Genomic DNA, 13,448 nt, shown 5'->3' with positions numbered 1-13,448 from the left:
TTGCCTTCCCTGGCCACTTACGGTCGAATCATGGTGGACATCCCGGAGGGCTACGGCCCGGACGACGAGCTCGACCCCGAGGCGGCTGACCCTCTGTACCTTCAGCTCGCCGCTGTGCTCATCTCCCGGATCGCCAGTGGCGCGTATCCGCTGGGCCGCTCCCTGCCCGGCGTCGACCGGCTGATGCAGGAGTTCGGGATTGCGCGAGGAACCGCCCGCAAGACGCTGGTCCTGCTCGCCGAGCTGGGCTACGTACGGACGGTCGTCGGCAAGGGGTCGTTCGTGATCGAGCGTGCGGCCGAGGGGGAGCCGACCGATCAGCCGGCGTCCGACGAATCGAGCGACTAGGTAGCGGCCCTCGGCGGCCCAGAAGGGCCGGAAGCCTCGAGCCTTCACCCAGAGGCATCAGGCTCAATGGACACACCTCAACCGCGTGGATGTGTACGTATACGTGTACGTCCCCTGTACGGTGGGCCGCACGGAGGCGTTCGTCGTCGGCCGCCGCCCGTCTCCGTTGTACAGCGCAGAAGGGAGCCGATCTCATGGCAGATGCCACTATTCGAGCCCGGTCCGAGACGCGGGACAAGCTCGCAGCCGTCGCCGAGGCCGAAGGGTTGAGTCTGCGGGCATGGCTCGACCGGCTGGCCGAGAGCGTCAGGACGCCCGCCGAGAGGGCCGAGGAGGCCGAGCGGACGCGGCGGCTCCTCGTGGAGTGGAGCGGTTACGACCCGGCCGTGCCCGATCCGGAGGCCGACGCGCTGCTCGCTCGCCGTATCGCGGAGGCTGACGTCGCGTGAGCGACCTGCACGTCGTACTGGACACCGGGGCGCTGCTCGCCCTGCGCGGCAATCCGCTGGTCTCCCGGCTGGTCTACCAGGCCACCAGCGGCACCGGGACGCGCCTGTACACGGCTGTCTGCGCGCTGGTGGAGGCGGACCGGCAGTATCCGGGGCTCGCTGAGCACGTCGTGCAACTGCCGGCGGTGGACATCGTTCCCCTCGATCTGCCCGCCGCCCTTGCACTGACCGCGGACACTGACAACGGGTGGGCGCAGCCGCACACCCAGCACATCGCCCTGCCGTCGGTGGAACGCCCCCGCGGTGCCGTGGTCGCAACCGTGACCCCCGAAGAGTGGAAGGGACGTCCGGTGCGGCTGCTGCCGCTCACGCCGGGCGCGTGACGCGGTCGGGCTCGGGGTCAGCGGTTCAGGTCCATGGCGGGGATTCCGAGCCTGTCGTACGGCTCCGGTGTGACGGTGGCGACCAGGGCGCCCTCGGGGAGTGTCGCGTTCGGTCGGGCCGCGTGGGCTGCCGCTGCGATGCCGAAGGGGACGGCGTCGGCGCAGTTCGGCGACGGTCGCGGCCAGGGCGTAGTCGTCGTCGATGACGTGCAGGACGTCCAGGAGTACTCCTGCGTGTTCGACGATGCCGGGACGCTCTCGCTCGACCTCGCGGAGGCACCGCATGGGCGCCCAGAGCCGGACGTCGTCGTTGGCCGCACCAGCATGGAAGAGGCTGGACAGCTGCTCGTTGCCGCCCATGGCCAGGAGGGTGGGGGTGTCCAGCGGCCGTGGCCTCATGCATCTTGCGCCGCATGTCCGCGGACTCCTCATCGGCGGTTGGAGCTTCGCCGGTTTCGCAGTCTGTATGAGTCCGGTGCGGTCAGCCTGTCGGAGATCGCGAAGGAGGCCGGACTGAACCGTCGGACGGTCCGGAATACCTGTCGGCCCAGGCCCCGCTGCGGGTCGCACCGCGAAGGATATGGGGCTCGGTCCCGAGGAGCAGGAGTCCCAGGAGTCGTAGCGCGGGGTGTCGGGTGCGTGGACTCCTGCTCCTCGGTGTTGGTTGACTCAGCCGCGGTCCGTCGCGCGTGGGTGGCCGGTGCCGGCGAAAGTGATCCAGCAGGTTTTGCGAGTGGTGTCGAGTAGGTACCAAAGGCGTCCGCCGCTGGTGACTTCGATCTGCCACTGCTCACAGGTCTGTCCGCGGTGGGTGCCGTGGGCCAGGCTGCCCTTCAGGCGATGGTGCCGAGGGGTCTCCGTGACCGGCCGAGGGTCCGTGCGCATGATCAGCCAGGCGCGATACGTGTTCTCGCGTGCCTGTTGAGCCAGGCTCTCCCAGCCTTTCGCCGATGCCGCGTCCGCGAAACGGACCTCCCACTCTCCGTCCCGCGCCGGAGGTGCGGCGCGATTTCCTCGTCCGGCGCTCATGAGATGTCCCGCGGGTCCGGCGCCTGACCGTAGTCGTCATCCTGGTCCCGGGTGAGCGCTGCCAGTAGTTCCGGGTCGGAGTACACCTCTGCCGTGTGCTGCCAGGCGATGAGCATCTGGGCGACAGAGGCACTGTTGCCGATGGAGTCGGCGGCCCGCATCGTGTCGACCAGTTCCACAGCGAACGCATGGACGTCCCGTTCGGGCAGGAAACGGACCCAGGGGAAGGCATCCGGCAGGAGGTCCAGGAGCAGTTCCATGCTGCCGGGCTCCCGGCGTGCCATCGCGGCGAGCATGCGAGTGGCGGCTGATACCACGGTCTGCTCCTGCTCGGCCCGTGCGGCCGTGGTGAGGACCAGATCCTCGCCGTCTCTGCGGTGCAGCAGCAATCGGGGTGATTCCTTGAGACGGGCGAGTGTCTGCTTGTTCTTGTTCACCAGCTCGGAGAAGTTCACGGCTGCGTTTTCGGTCGCCATGACTTTGAAGGTACTTCGAAAGTCTGCCGGCCGCCATCACCCGGAAGGGTTCCCCTCACAGTCGTTGTCGAGGCCGAAGTGCTGAGCCTGCAGGGTCGGCTCGGCCGGTTGACCGAGAGCGTCAAGACACCCGCCAAGCGGGCCGAGGAGGACTCGCAGACGCGACGGATCACCGCCGAGTGGGGCGATTACGACCCGACCGTCCCCGATCCGGAAGCCGACGCGCCGCTCGCCCGCCGCATCGCGGAGGTTGACGCCGCGTGAGCGAGCCGCACGTCGCACTGGACACCGGGGCGGGGCCACGCCCCTGCCCGGTTCGCGGTGCGGTTGGTGACAGACCTGGGAGGCGGGAGGGCGTTCTACACCCCTCCTGCGGCCGAGCGCTTCGAGTTCAAGGGGTAGCTCAGGTCGCTGGGAGTGGTTTGCGGTGGGGTTCTTCGAGCAAGATCGGGGTGATCATGCATTGCTTGAAGTTGAAAGGAACCTCGGTGGGCGTCGTACCTGTGGCAGATATCGACATGTTTGCGAGTTCGGATCGGCATACCCGGTATGAGCAGTATCGGCAGCTGCGGGAGTTGGGGGGCGTGGTGCGGTTGCGGGAGCCGGATGTGTTTGTGGTGACGCGGTATGAGGAGGTGAAGGGCGTGCTGGGTGATCATCACACCTTCGTCTCCGGGGAGGGTGTGGGGTTCAATCCCGACGTCAATCAGATGATGCGGGGAGTGACTCTGGTGAGTGATGCGCCGGAGCACGGGGTGTTGCGGTCAGTGGTGGGGGCGGGGCTGCGGCCGGGGGCCGTGCGTCGGCGTGGGGAGGAGATCGCGGAGAAGGCGCGGGGGCTTGTTGCCGGCGTTGTCGGCAGGGGGGAGATCGACGGGGTCAGGGAGCTGGCTCAGGCGATGCCGATGTTGGTCATCCCTGACTATCTGGGGCTGCCCGAGCGGAATCGTGAGCATCTGTACGAGTGGGGGCAGGTGGGCAACGACCTGCTGGGGCCGGTCACGGAGCGCACTCCGTACAACATGGAGATGACGCGGCGGCTGTTCGAGTTCGCCCATGAGCTGGCGGAGAAGCGGGAGTTGGAGCCGGGCAGTCCGGGCGCCGGCATGCTTGAGGCGGCCGATCAGGGGGTTATTCCGAGGGAGAAGTGCCCGTTTCTTCTCGTTGACTACATCGGGCCGTCGCTGGAGACGACTGCGTCGGCCATCGGGCATCTGCTTGTTCTCTTCGCCGAGCGTCCCGATCAGTGGGCCGCGTTGCGGGCCGAGCCAGGGCTTGTGGCTTCGACGATCAATGAGCTGCTGAGGTTCGAGAGTCCGGTGCGGGGGCTTACTCGGGTCGCGGCGCGGGACGCGGAGGTGGGTGGGGTGGTGGTGCCGAAGGGGGCTCGGGTGTGGGCCCTCTTCGCCTCCGCGAACCGGGACGAGCGGAAGTGGGAGCGGGCCGATCAGTTCGACTTCCGTCGCAACCCGCTTGATCACCTGGGGTTCGGGTTCGGTGCGCACAACTGTGTGGGGCAGGGGGTCGCTCGGCTTGAGTTGCACGCACTGATTCATGCGCTGATCGAGTCCGTTGAACGGATCGAGCTCACCGGCGATCCGGTCATCGCGGAGAACACGCTGCTGAACACGTACGCCGAGGTACCTGTCCGGCTCGTCGCGAGGGCGGGCGTGGCTGCCTGAGGGCGGGGCGCGCTGCGCTGCTTCAGTGCCGTTGCGTGGGGGCGAGGGGCGGAGGGGTCAGGTGGTCGCCTGACGGGGTGACGTCGTGCCTGTCCCACTCGGGGTCGTAGGCGCAGGGGGGGTGGCGCCGCCGGTGAAGTACGCGCGGTCCGGGTACCAGGTGAACGACATGCGCTCCGCGTCGTCGTCCCGCTGGGCTCGTAGAGTCCAGTCCTGGTTCCCGGCGCCCTCGCGGTACTCCGTGATCTTCCAGCCGGTGTTCCTCAGATGCTGGTGCAGGCGGCGTAGGGCGGGGGTGGCCCGGCTTGCGGGGACCTGGTCCAGGGCCCAGCTGTGGCTCAGCTGGTAGGCGCCGTCGACTGTCTTGTCGTCGAGGCCCAGCGGGCCGTTGTCCCAGCAGTAGGCAGAGCTGAACGTGTTCTCGGGGCTGGTGCCCGGCCGTTCGGGTGCTGGTCGCAGGATGCGGTCGAAGCCGAGGGTGTCGTACGCCTCCTGGGAGTGCTGGAAGACGCGGTTCGCCATGTCCTCGGGGGCGGTGCGGGGGAAGTCCGTCGATCCCCTTGCACTCCAGGCGAGGGTGGCGAGCAGGGCGAGTACGGCCAGAGCGGGTACGGCGATGAGGGCGACGCAGCCCCATCCGAAGGCGTTGAGGGTGGGGTACGGGGGCTTGCCCGCGGTTTGGGCGGGGGTGGGGGTGGGGGTGGGGGTGGTCCTCGGTGGGGTCTGTTCTGGCATGCGAGGACCGTAAGTCGGGTGGGGGTCTCGGTGGATGGGCGCGGTTACCCGGTGAGGTGTGGGTGCGCGTACTCAGTTGATCGGTGCGAGAGACAAACGCTCCAGTCGGGTCAGTTCTGGTCTCGCTGGAAGGTGACCTCGACTCGGCGGTTCTTCTTGCGGCCGGCTTCCGTGGAGTTGTCGGAGATGGGGTACTGCTCGCCGTAGCCGCGGACCTCGAAGGTGATGTTCGGGTCGTTCAGGGCGGCCGAGAGGGCCGTCTGTACCGCGTTGGCTCGTTGGCGGGACAGGACGTCGCCGTGGGCGGAGGAGCCGAGGTTGTCGGTGAAGCCGAAGACCCGGACCCGGGTGGCTTGCTGGTTCTTGATCTCCTGGGCCATCGCGGTGATGCGGGCCTTTGACGCGGTGCTCAGCTGTGCGCTGTCCTTGCCGAAGAGGACCTCTGCCTGGAGCGCGAACTTCACGTCCGCGTTAGTGTCTTCCCGGCGTTCCTCTCCTGACTGCTCCTCCACCACCTGCTTGATGTCCAGGACCTTGGGTTCGGCGAGCGTTGCGCCTTCCGGGAGTTTGAGGTCCGGGTCGTTGGGGTCCACGTCGACGGGGGCGGTGGCGGTGGGTTCGGTGCCTGGGGGGACGCTGGGGCCGTCGGCATGGGCCGACGGGACGGCCAGCAGGCAGGTGGTCGCCAGTGCTACTGCCACGGTTCGGGCTCGGGTCATCGTGCGCCTCACCCGGAGATGCCGATCGTGGCGGATGGGAACATCGGAAGCTGGAAGGCCACCTCTGTGGTTTCGGCCGGGGGCGCCGGGAACTGCATGAATACGGGCGTGGACTCCCCGGCCTTCAGGGCAGGGAAGTTGGTCGTGGTGAGGGGACGTCCGTCGGTGTCTCGCAGCACGTAGTAGCGCTTCTTGCTCTTGGAATCCACCAGCGTGGCACCGCCGAGAGACCTTCCGTTGCGGATGATCTCGGTTTCGTTGCCGCTCAACTGGGCCGGGACGTTGACCGTCTCACTGCCCTCGTTCTTGAGGTTGCCGTTGACGGTGACGAAGCCGCCGGAGTCGCGCTGGGCACTGGTGATCTGCAGCAACAGGCTTTGGGGACCTCTCAGCTCTGCCAACGGCTGCTCCGACTTCCCCTCCTGAGCACTCGGCTGGGATCCGCTGCTGCGGGTTGCGGATGATGGACTCTGCGGCTTGTCGCCGTCGTCGCCACCGCCGCCGCAGCCGGCCACTCCGAGGGCCAGACCGGCCGCGACCGCGCACGCGACCATCCCCCTTTGGGCCTTCGCCGTGAACCGAATGCTCATGCGTCTGCTTCCTTCGTCCTTCGTCGTTCACTTGTCAGTCGGTCAGATGGACGTCGAAGAGGTCCTGGGGCTCCGGGAGATCGGTCAGGTCCTCCGGGTCCAGGGACCAGATGCCGTCCTCGCAGGTGAGTTGCGGCAGCACGTCTTCCTCCGCTTCCTGAAGGAGGAATTCGCAGAGCGGCTCGATCACGGCGGAGGCTGTGGCCGTTGACCGCTTGTTCTCTGTACCGGGAACGATGGACTCACCCACGGTTTTATTGGTGTGCACGGTGACGGTGTAGCCGAGAAGTCCGTCCGGATCGCAGCCGTCCACACTGGCGTCGTTCTGCGCGGCAAGCTCGTAGGCGCGCCAGCATGAGTTCTCGATTCCTGGTGCTTCTCCGTCGAAGATGCGCCGCCATGCGGCGGGATCGAGAACACTCTCCACCCACGCGCCCGCGAGTTGATCCCGGGTCTCCTGTGCCACCGCGAGTGCCGCCGCGTCGGCCGCCGTCTGTGCCCCGTTCCGGTTCGCCGCCGCCTGGCCGACCGCCAAGTAGGCGAACGCGAGAAAGAGCAGGCCCGCCACCACCGTGATGTAGATGGGGGAAGCCTGCCCTGGGTCACGTCGCCTATCGGGACGCGTCAACCGCCCGTGACTTCGGTGATCTTGTCCGTGATGGCGTTGTAGATCGTCTGGCCGATGTCCGTCCCCGTGATCGCCAGCACAATCGCCACCACCACCGCAATGATCCCCAAGTACTCCACCGCCGTCTGCCCCCCGTCCCCCCGCGCGGCAGCGCGTGCGCGGAGTGACGTGACGGTGGTGTTGCGCCAGTTGGTCATGGGGGTCCCCTCCGGTGGTCACGGTGCCGGCGCCTGCACTGTAGGGAGCCGCACTGCGGTCGGGCGAGGGTCCCGGGGCCCAATTTCGGGCCCAGGGTGGGCCCAGGTGTGTGGTCATCCCGCCCCCAGCCACTTCGCGGTCGCCTCCGCGCGGCTCGTGCTGTGGAGCTTGGCGAAGATGCGGTTGATGTGGTTCTTGACGGTCTTCTCGGAGATGAAGCATGCGGCGGCGATCTGATGGTTGTTCATGCCGGATGCGATGAGGTCCATGATCTCCGCCTCCCTCGCGCTGAGTCGGGCCATCGGAGACCTCGACTGTGCCATAGATGGTTGCAGTTGCGAAAGCTGTTTGGGTGTCATCGGGCTTATATTTTCCCGACGTGGCGCGACGGCGTGTGCATTTGCATTCAGAGGGGACCTCAGATGTGCCAGCAGCGCGTCCGTCGCCGTCGGGCTCACGTGCGGGCGGCCCCGTACGACGTCCCGTACCGCCGTGAGCAACTGGTCCACCGTGAACTCGCCGTGGACCAGGTAGCCGCCCGCGCCTCCGCGCAGCGCTTCCTGGACTGTCTCCGTCTCGCCGCTGTACGTCAGCATCAGCACCGGCGCGATGTCCACCAGGTGCGGGAGGGCCGCGATGCCGTCCATGCCGGGCATGCGGACGTCCAACAGGACCACGTCGGGGCGGTGGGTGCGGGTCGCCTCGCAGGCTTCGGTGCCGTTCGCCGCCTGCGCCACGACCGTGATGTCCTCGTGGTCGGAGAGGAGGGCGGTCAGGCCCGCGCGGACGACGGGGTTGTCGTCGGCGACCACGACTCGCAGGGGCTGGGTGGTCATTCGGTCGGCGCCCCTTTCTCGGCTTTCTCGGCTTTCTCGGCTTTCTCGCCGCGGAGCAGGGGGAGTTCCAGGCGGACCTCTGTGCCCCGGCCGCCGCCGGTGATGTCGAGGGTCGCGCCCAGGGTCGCCGCCCGCTCCGTCATGCCCAGCAGGCCGAACCGGCCCGAGCGGCGCAGGGCGTCGAGCGTCGCCGTGTCCAGGGCCGGGGGCAGGCCGCGGCCGTTGTCGCGGATCGTGATGTGCAGGGTGTCGGGCTGTACGTCGGTGTGCACGTCCACGCGCGTCGCGTACGCGTGGCGGTGGGCGTTCTCCAGGGCCTCACCGGTGATCGCGAGGAGGTGGTGGGCGGTAGCGGATGAAAGAAGGACGGTCGGACGGGGGCCGGTTGTGCGGTACGACGTCGGCAGGGACGCTCGGTGCTGGAAGCTGCGGGCCTGGGCGGCCAGTTGCGGGAGTACGTCCGTCGGGTGGCCGGCGTCGGAGGCGGCGGCTCGTAGGTCCGTCAGCAGGGCCCTCGACTCCGCCGCCGCCGTCCGGGCCGCCCTCGCCACCAGGTCCGCCTGCTCGCGGAGCCGCTCCGGGGTGGCGTTCGCCGAGCGGGCCGTGTGGGCCAGGGCCTCGGCGGCCAGGGCCACGCCGTGCAGGGTCTTGGCCACCGAGTCGTGCATCTCCCGGGCCAGCCGCGCACGTTCGGCCTCGGTCGCCTGCGTGGCGGCCAGACGGGCCCGGGTCGTCGTGAGGGCCTGCGTCGCCTCGCCGAAGCGGAGCATCAGGCCGCGGAGAGTCGAGCCGACCGCGCCGGTGATGACGCAGAAGCCCGGCAGGAGGAGGCGTTCGGCCAGGCTCGCGTCCGGGCCCGGGTGCAGGGTGGCATGGACGAGCAGCAGTATCAGCGACTGGAGGGAGGCGAAGCAGGCGGCGCCTCTCCAGCCGTAGACGATGCCGGCGAGGAGGGGGGTGCAGACGCTGACGTAGGCGATCGTGGTGTCGGGGCCCGCCGAGATCAGGAGCAGGGAGCCGGTGAGGGTGTCGGCCGCAAGGAGGGTGGGGTGGCGCAGGAGGAGGGGGCCGAAGCGCTCCCAGTCACGGAACAGGGCGTACGAGATCATGAAGGTGACGACCACCGCCGTGCCCACCAGGCGGACGCCCAGGCCCGGCGAGGCGTTCAGCAGCGCCGAGGGGGCGGCGAGGGCGATCATCGCCAGGCGGAAGCCGAAGACCTGCCGGCACATCGCCTGGAGGGCGTTCACCTCCAGGGTCGACGGTGCTGGAGCGTCCGGGGCGCGGCGGCGGTGTCCGAGCAGACCACCGCTCCATGCCCTCGCCGTCATCCCCGCCGCCATCCCCGCAGTCATCCCCGGAGTCGTCATCGACGCCATCGTCCGACCTCCCCCCTACTCCCCCGTGATCGTCCCGAAGTCCGTGCCCGAGCCGAGCAGCAGGCCCGCTCCCAGCAGCAGCATCGTCGCCGGGACCATGAAGGTGGTGATGACCAGCGTGGCCCTCGGTACCGCACGTGCGGCCTTGCGGCGGGCGTTCTGCGCGTCCGTGCGGCGCATGTCCTTGGCGATGGCGACCAGGGTCTCGACGATCGGCGCGCCCAGTTCCTCGCCCTGCTGGAGAGCGGTGACGAACATGGCGACCTGTTCGGAGTCGTTGCGGCGGCGCAGTTCCGCGAACGCCTGGCGGCGGCTCATGCCGAGGTCCATCTGGCGCAGGGTGATGCGGATCTCGTCCGCCCAGGGGCCCTCGTAGCGGCTGGAGACCCGGTCGAGGGCCTGGCGGAAGCCGAGGCCGGCGCTGACGACCACCGCCAGGACGTCCAGGAAGTCCGGCAGGGTGCGCTCGATGACGTCCTTGCGGACCCGGATCGCCGACCAGATGCCGACCTCGGTCCACAGCGCGCCGAAGGCCAGCATCAGCAGGGCCACGAACCACTGGCCGCGCAACACGAAGACCAGGCCACCGACAGCGCCCAGGAAGCCGTAGACGGCCCGCCGCGCCGCGTACCGGTCGATCGTCAGGCCGCCCGGGTTGCCGGCCAGGTCGATCCTGCGGCGGTACCTGGCGACCTGTTTCGGGCCCATGAGGCGGAGTACAGCGGGCGCGTACCGCATACCGAGCCGGTCGACCAGCGAGTCGACCGCGCCCGTGCGGGTCGCGCCGACCTCCAGGGCGAGCGCCAGGTCGGGGGGCAGTCTGGCGTCCGCGCGGTACATGCGCAGGCCGGCGAAGACGCCCCAGACGCCGAGGCCCATGAGGGAGGCCAGAAGCAGGCCCATCGGTTTGTCTCCCTCCCTCAGACGTCGATGCGGGACATACGGCGGATGAGGACGAAGCCGGTCGCGTAGAGACCGAAGGCGATGACCACCGCCGCCTGGCCCAGCGGGGAGCCGGTCATACGGTCCAGGGCGCCGTCCTTCACGCCGTTCATCAGGAACAGCGAGCCCACGCCCATGACCGGCACCGCGTACGAGGTCATGTTGACCTGGGAGAGCTGGGTGCGGATCTCACGGCGGGTCTCCTTGCGTTCCTCCAGGGTCTCGGTCAGGTTCCGCAGCGCGCCCACGACGTGGCCGCCGGCGCGGTTGGAGAGCACCAGGGTCGTCACCAGGACCACCAGTTCGCGGGACGGAAGCCGGTCCGCCAGCTCGCCCAGCGCGTCGTCCATGGAGTGGCCGACCGCCAACTGGTCGGCGACCTTGGCGAGTTCCTCGCCCGCCGGGGCCTCCAGCTCCTCCGCCGCCATGCCGATCGCGGTGCGCAGGGCGAGGCCGGCGTGGGTGGCGTTGGCCAGGATGCGGGAGAGTTCGGGGAGTTGGTTGATGAACCGCTCGATGCGTTTCTGGCGCTGCCAGTTGAGGAACTGCCAGGCCGCCCAGACGCCGAGCAGTCCGGCGATCGGGCCGAAGAAGGGCGCCAGGGTCGCCTGGCCGACCAGCCACAGGCCCGCGACGCCGGCCAGCATGTACGCGAAGAACTCGCCCGGCGTCACGTCCAGCCCCGTCGCCGCCAGCTTCCGCTCCAGGGCGCGCCCCAGGGTCGTACGGCGCAGTCGTCGGTCGAGGTTGCGGAAGCGGCGCCGGCGGCCGGTGGGCGGGAGGCCGGTGTGGGTCAGGCGGTCGACGAGGGCGTCCCGCTGGGCGCGGCCGGAGGCGTACGCCTGGACGCCCGCGACCGCCAGGGCGCAGGCCAGGAGGGTCACTCCGGTGGTGAGCGTGATGAGGTCCATGGGTCTCCTACGGGCCTGACCGGGTCTGCCGGTCCTACCGCGCTTCTCTGGTCGCGAGGTCGTGTGCCGTGCGGGCCACGCCGAAGGCCGGTGGGACGGGCTGGCCCGCCATGTAGAGGCGGTCGGCGGTGCGGCGCGGGAGGGGGAAGCAGCGGAAGGCGCCGTGGATGCGACCGTCCGCCGTCATCGGCTGGGCCTCGAAGCGGGCGATGGTCGCCAGGCGGTACGGTTCCCCGCCGTGGCTGTCGAGGAGCGCGATCTCGGTGATCCGGCGCGCGCCGTCCGCGAAGCGGGTGAGCTGGATGATGACGTCGACGGCGCTGTTGATCTGGTCGTGCAGGGCGACGAAGGGGATCTCGACGTCCGACATGGAGGCGAGGGTCTGCAGCCGGGTCAGGGCGTCCTCGGCGCTGTTGGCGTGGACGGTCGCCAGCGAGCCGTCGTGGCCGGTCGACATCGCCTGGAGCATGTCGAGGGATTCGCCTCCTCGGACCTCGCCGACCACGATCCGGTCGGGGCGCATCCGCAGCGAGTTGCGGACCAGGTCGCGGATGGTGATGTGGCCCTTGCCCTCGACGTTCGGGGGGCGGGACTCCAGTCGGATGACGTGGTGCTGCTGGAGCTGGAGTTCGGCGGAGTCCTCGATGGTGATGATGCGTTCGCCTTCCGGGATCAGCCCGGAGAGGGCGTTCAGCAGCGTGGTCTTCCCGGTGCCGGTCGCCCCTGACACGATCACGTTGAACTTCGCCTGCACCAGGCCGGCCAGCAGGAACAGCATGTGTTCGTCGAGGGAGCCGAAGCCGACCAGTTCGTGGAGGGTGAAGGAGCGGGGGAAGCGGCGGATGGTGAGGATCGGGCCGGTGAGCGACAGGGGCGGGATGATGACGTTGACGCGCTCGCCGGACGGGAGGCGCGCGTCGACCATCGGGTTGGACTCGTCGACCCGGCGGTTGACGGTGGAGACGATCCGCTCGATGGTCTGCATCAGCTGGTCGTGCGACGCGAAGCGCAGCGGCAACTGCTCGACCCTGCCCGCGCGTTCGACGAAGATCGCGTCGGGGCCGTTCACCATGATCTCGGTGATGGACGCGTCCTCCAGGAGCGGTTCCAGGATGCCGAGGCCGAGCGCCTCGTCGACGACCCGGCGGATCAGCGCCGCGCGCTCGGCCGTGGACAGCACCGGGCCCTCGCGGCTGATGATGTGCCCGAGCACCCGCTCCAGCCGGGCCCGGCGCTCGGCCGCCGCCAGCGAGCTCATCTCGGCGAGGTCGATCTCCTCCAGCAGCTTGGCCCGGTAGGTGGCGACCAGGTGACCGTCCTCGCCCCGGCTGCCGTTCTCCTCGGGGGAGGTGATGCGTGACCTCAGGCTCAACGGGTTCTCCTCAGCGGTCGAGCGGCATGGTGGCGGACTTCCGGGCGGGGTCGAAGTTCCAGCCGGGGACGATCGACGGGATCTGGACGGTCGCGGTGACGGTGACCTCGTCGCCGCCGTGGGACTCCGCGCAGCGGGTGCCGTCGGCGAGCCAGTCGCTGACCGCGTTCACACAGCCCTGCTGGGCGCTCTGTTCGAGCGACGCGGCCCGCGCACCGGCCCGCGCCGCCGTGCCGGCCTGCTGCGCGGTGTACGCGATCAGGCCGAGCTGTACGCCGGCCAGCGCGACGAGGATCAGGACCGGCACGAACCCGAGGTACTCCAGGGCGACCTGGCCGCGGTCGCGGACTTTCCCGTCGTACGACATCTCAGTCCCTGCCCTTCTCCTCCTCCACCGCGCCCGCGTGCCCCTCGACCTCGAACGGGAAGCCGATCGAGCCGGGGAAGAGGACGGGGACCCGGAGCGTGACCGTGGCGGTGACATAGCCTTCGCCGCCGCAGGTCACCGTGCCGCTCCACGCGTCGGGCAGCTTCTCCAGGCCGGCCGCCCGGCACGCGCCCAGACGCTCGCCCGGAGGAGCCGCCGTCCCCGCCCGCACCGCCTCGTCGGCAGCGTTCCCCGCGAGCGCGAACGTGTACCCCACGAGTACGAACTGCCACACCAGCACCAGCGTGACGAGGATCAGCGGGGTCATGCCGAGGAACTCGACGGTGACCTGGCCCCGGTCGCCGCCCCTGTCCCTGTTCCCCTCCCTGCGCGGACGCATGCCG

General features: G+C 69.4%; 19 protein-coding genes and 1 pseudogene. 6 read left to right on the top strand and 14 right to left on the bottom strand.

The genetic code is table 11. The features are described from left to right. The first annotated feature begins 30 nt into the window (after positions 1–30). The 4 genes and pseudogenes from ACH5AC_RS01950 to ACH5AC_RS01935 all read left to right on the top strand — a co-directional run. Positions 31–348 (top strand): GntR family transcriptional regulator, encoded by a 318-nt coding sequence (locus tag ACH5AC_RS01950; RefSeq protein WP_398859588.1) that lies wholly within the window; start codon positions 31–33, stop codon positions 346–348. A gap of 194 nt (positions 349–542) precedes the next feature. Next, positions 543–797: a hypothetical protein gene (locus ACH5AC_RS01945; RefSeq protein WP_398859587.1), complete on the top strand. Its 255-nt coding sequence runs from the start codon at positions 543–545 to the stop codon at positions 795–797. Further along, complete coding sequence (locus ACH5AC_RS01940) at positions 794–1,180, top strand: hypothetical protein (RefSeq protein WP_398859586.1); 387 nt, start codon at positions 794–796, stop codon at positions 1,178–1,180. The genes ACH5AC_RS01945 and ACH5AC_RS01940 overlap by 4 nt, the downstream gene beginning before the upstream one ends. A gap of 438 nt (positions 1,181–1,618) precedes the next feature. Then, positions 1,619–1,785 (top strand): annotated as a pseudogene (locus ACH5AC_RS01935) (IS21 family transposase); the annotation flags it as partial. A 64-nt stretch (positions 1,786–1,849) separates the two neighbouring features. On the opposite strand, the gene ACH5AC_RS01930 reads toward ACH5AC_RS01935, so the two are convergent. Together ACH5AC_RS01930 and ACH5AC_RS01925 are read right to left on the bottom strand one after the other, a co-directional pair. Further along, positions 1,850–2,209 (bottom strand): hypothetical protein, encoded by a 360-nt coding sequence (locus ACH5AC_RS01930; RefSeq protein ID WP_398859585.1) that lies wholly within the window; start codon positions 2,207–2,209, stop codon positions 1,850–1,852. Next, on the bottom strand, positions 2,206–2,685 hold the full coding sequence (locus ACH5AC_RS01925) for a hypothetical protein (RefSeq protein ID WP_398859584.1): 480 nt from the start codon (positions 2,683–2,685) through the stop codon (positions 2,206–2,208). The genes ACH5AC_RS01930 and ACH5AC_RS01925 overlap by 4 nt, the downstream gene beginning before the upstream one ends. Before the next feature lie 108 nt (positions 2,686–2,793). Here ACH5AC_RS01925 and ACH5AC_RS01920 point away from each other — a divergent pair, with 108 nt between their 5' ends. Beyond that, the gene (locus ACH5AC_RS01920) at positions 2,794–2,949 is read left to right on the top strand and encodes a hypothetical protein (RefSeq protein ID WP_398859583.1); all 156 of its coding nucleotides are present in this window, start codon (positions 2,794–2,796) and stop codon (positions 2,947–2,949) included. A 224-nt stretch (positions 2,950–3,173) separates the two neighbouring features. After that, positions 3,174–4,367: a cytochrome P450 gene (locus tag ACH5AC_RS01915; RefSeq protein WP_398859582.1), complete on the top strand. Its 1,194-nt coding sequence runs from the start codon at positions 3,174–3,176 to the stop codon at positions 4,365–4,367. 57 nt (positions 4,368–4,424) lie between these two features. Here the strand turns inward: ACH5AC_RS01915 and ACH5AC_RS01910 are convergent, their stop codons facing one another. The 12 genes from ACH5AC_RS01910 to ACH5AC_RS01855 form a co-directional block, all read right to left on the bottom strand. Next, positions 4,425–5,102, bottom strand: coding sequence for a hypothetical protein (locus tag ACH5AC_RS01910; protein ID WP_398859581.1), 678 nt, complete (start codon positions 5,100–5,102; stop codon positions 4,425–4,427). Positions 5,103–5,212: 110 nt separating this feature from the next. Next, positions 5,213–5,821, bottom strand: coding sequence for an OmpA family protein (locus ACH5AC_RS01905; RefSeq protein ID WP_398859580.1), 609 nt, complete (start codon positions 5,819–5,821; stop codon positions 5,213–5,215). Between the two features lie 8 nt (positions 5,822–5,829). Next, positions 5,830–6,411 (bottom strand): hypothetical protein, encoded by a 582-nt coding sequence (locus ACH5AC_RS01900; protein ID WP_398859579.1) that lies wholly within the window; start codon positions 6,409–6,411, stop codon positions 5,830–5,832. A gap of 34 nt (positions 6,412–6,445) precedes the next feature. After that, positions 6,446–7,039 carry a pilus assembly protein TadG-related protein gene (locus tag ACH5AC_RS01895; RefSeq protein WP_398859578.1) on the bottom strand — a complete coding sequence of 198 codons (594 nt, stop codon included), beginning with the start codon at positions 7,037–7,039 and terminating at the stop codon, positions 6,446–6,448. Beyond that, on the bottom strand, positions 7,036–7,236 hold the full coding sequence (locus tag ACH5AC_RS01890) for a hypothetical protein (protein WP_398859576.1): 201 nt from the start codon (positions 7,234–7,236) through the stop codon (positions 7,036–7,038). The genes ACH5AC_RS01895 and ACH5AC_RS01890 overlap by 4 nt, the downstream gene beginning before the upstream one ends. Positions 7,237–7,350: 114 nt before the next feature. Then, positions 7,351–8,073 carry a response regulator gene (locus tag ACH5AC_RS01885; RefSeq protein ID WP_398859575.1) on the bottom strand — a complete coding sequence of 241 codons (723 nt, stop codon included), beginning with the start codon at positions 8,071–8,073 and terminating at the stop codon, positions 7,351–7,353. After that, positions 8,070–9,443, bottom strand: coding sequence for a sensor histidine kinase (locus ACH5AC_RS01880; RefSeq protein WP_398859574.1), 1,374 nt, complete (start codon positions 9,441–9,443; stop codon positions 8,070–8,072). Before ACH5AC_RS01880 ends, ACH5AC_RS01885 begins: the two co-directional genes overlap by 4 nt. 24 nt (positions 9,444–9,467) lie before the next feature. After that, positions 9,468–10,355: a DUF5936 domain-containing protein gene (locus ACH5AC_RS01875; RefSeq protein WP_398859573.1), complete on the bottom strand. Its 888-nt coding sequence runs from the start codon at positions 10,353–10,355 to the stop codon at positions 9,468–9,470. Positions 10,356–10,372: 17 nt separating this feature from the next. Beyond that, positions 10,373–11,305, bottom strand: a complete 933-nt coding sequence (locus ACH5AC_RS01870) for a type II secretion system F family protein (RefSeq protein WP_398859572.1) — start codon at positions 11,303–11,305, stop codon at positions 10,373–10,375. Positions 11,306–11,339: 34 nt separating this feature from the next. Beyond that, complete coding sequence (locus ACH5AC_RS01865) at positions 11,340–12,677, bottom strand: CpaF family protein (RefSeq protein WP_398859571.1); 1,338 nt, start codon at positions 12,675–12,677, stop codon at positions 11,340–11,342. Positions 12,678–12,687: 10 nt separating this feature from the next. Beyond that, positions 12,688–13,044 (bottom strand): TadE/TadG family type IV pilus assembly protein, encoded by a 357-nt coding sequence (locus tag ACH5AC_RS01860; protein WP_398859570.1) that lies wholly within the window; start codon positions 13,042–13,044, stop codon positions 12,688–12,690. Between the two features lies 1 nt (position 13,045). After that, positions 13,046–13,444, bottom strand: coding sequence for a TadE family protein (locus ACH5AC_RS01855; RefSeq protein ID WP_398859569.1), 399 nt, complete (start codon positions 13,442–13,444; stop codon positions 13,046–13,048). Between the last annotated feature and the right edge of the window lie 4 nt (positions 13,445–13,448).

This window comes from Streptomyces sp. NPDC018693 (genome assembly GCF_044391385.1).
In the GTDB taxonomy this organism is placed as follows: domain Bacteria; phylum Actinomycetota; class Actinomycetes; order Streptomycetales; family Streptomycetaceae; genus Streptomyces.
The sequence above is the reverse complement of the archived record's forward strand: the minus strand, read 5'-3'. Positions and strand labels throughout refer to the sequence as shown.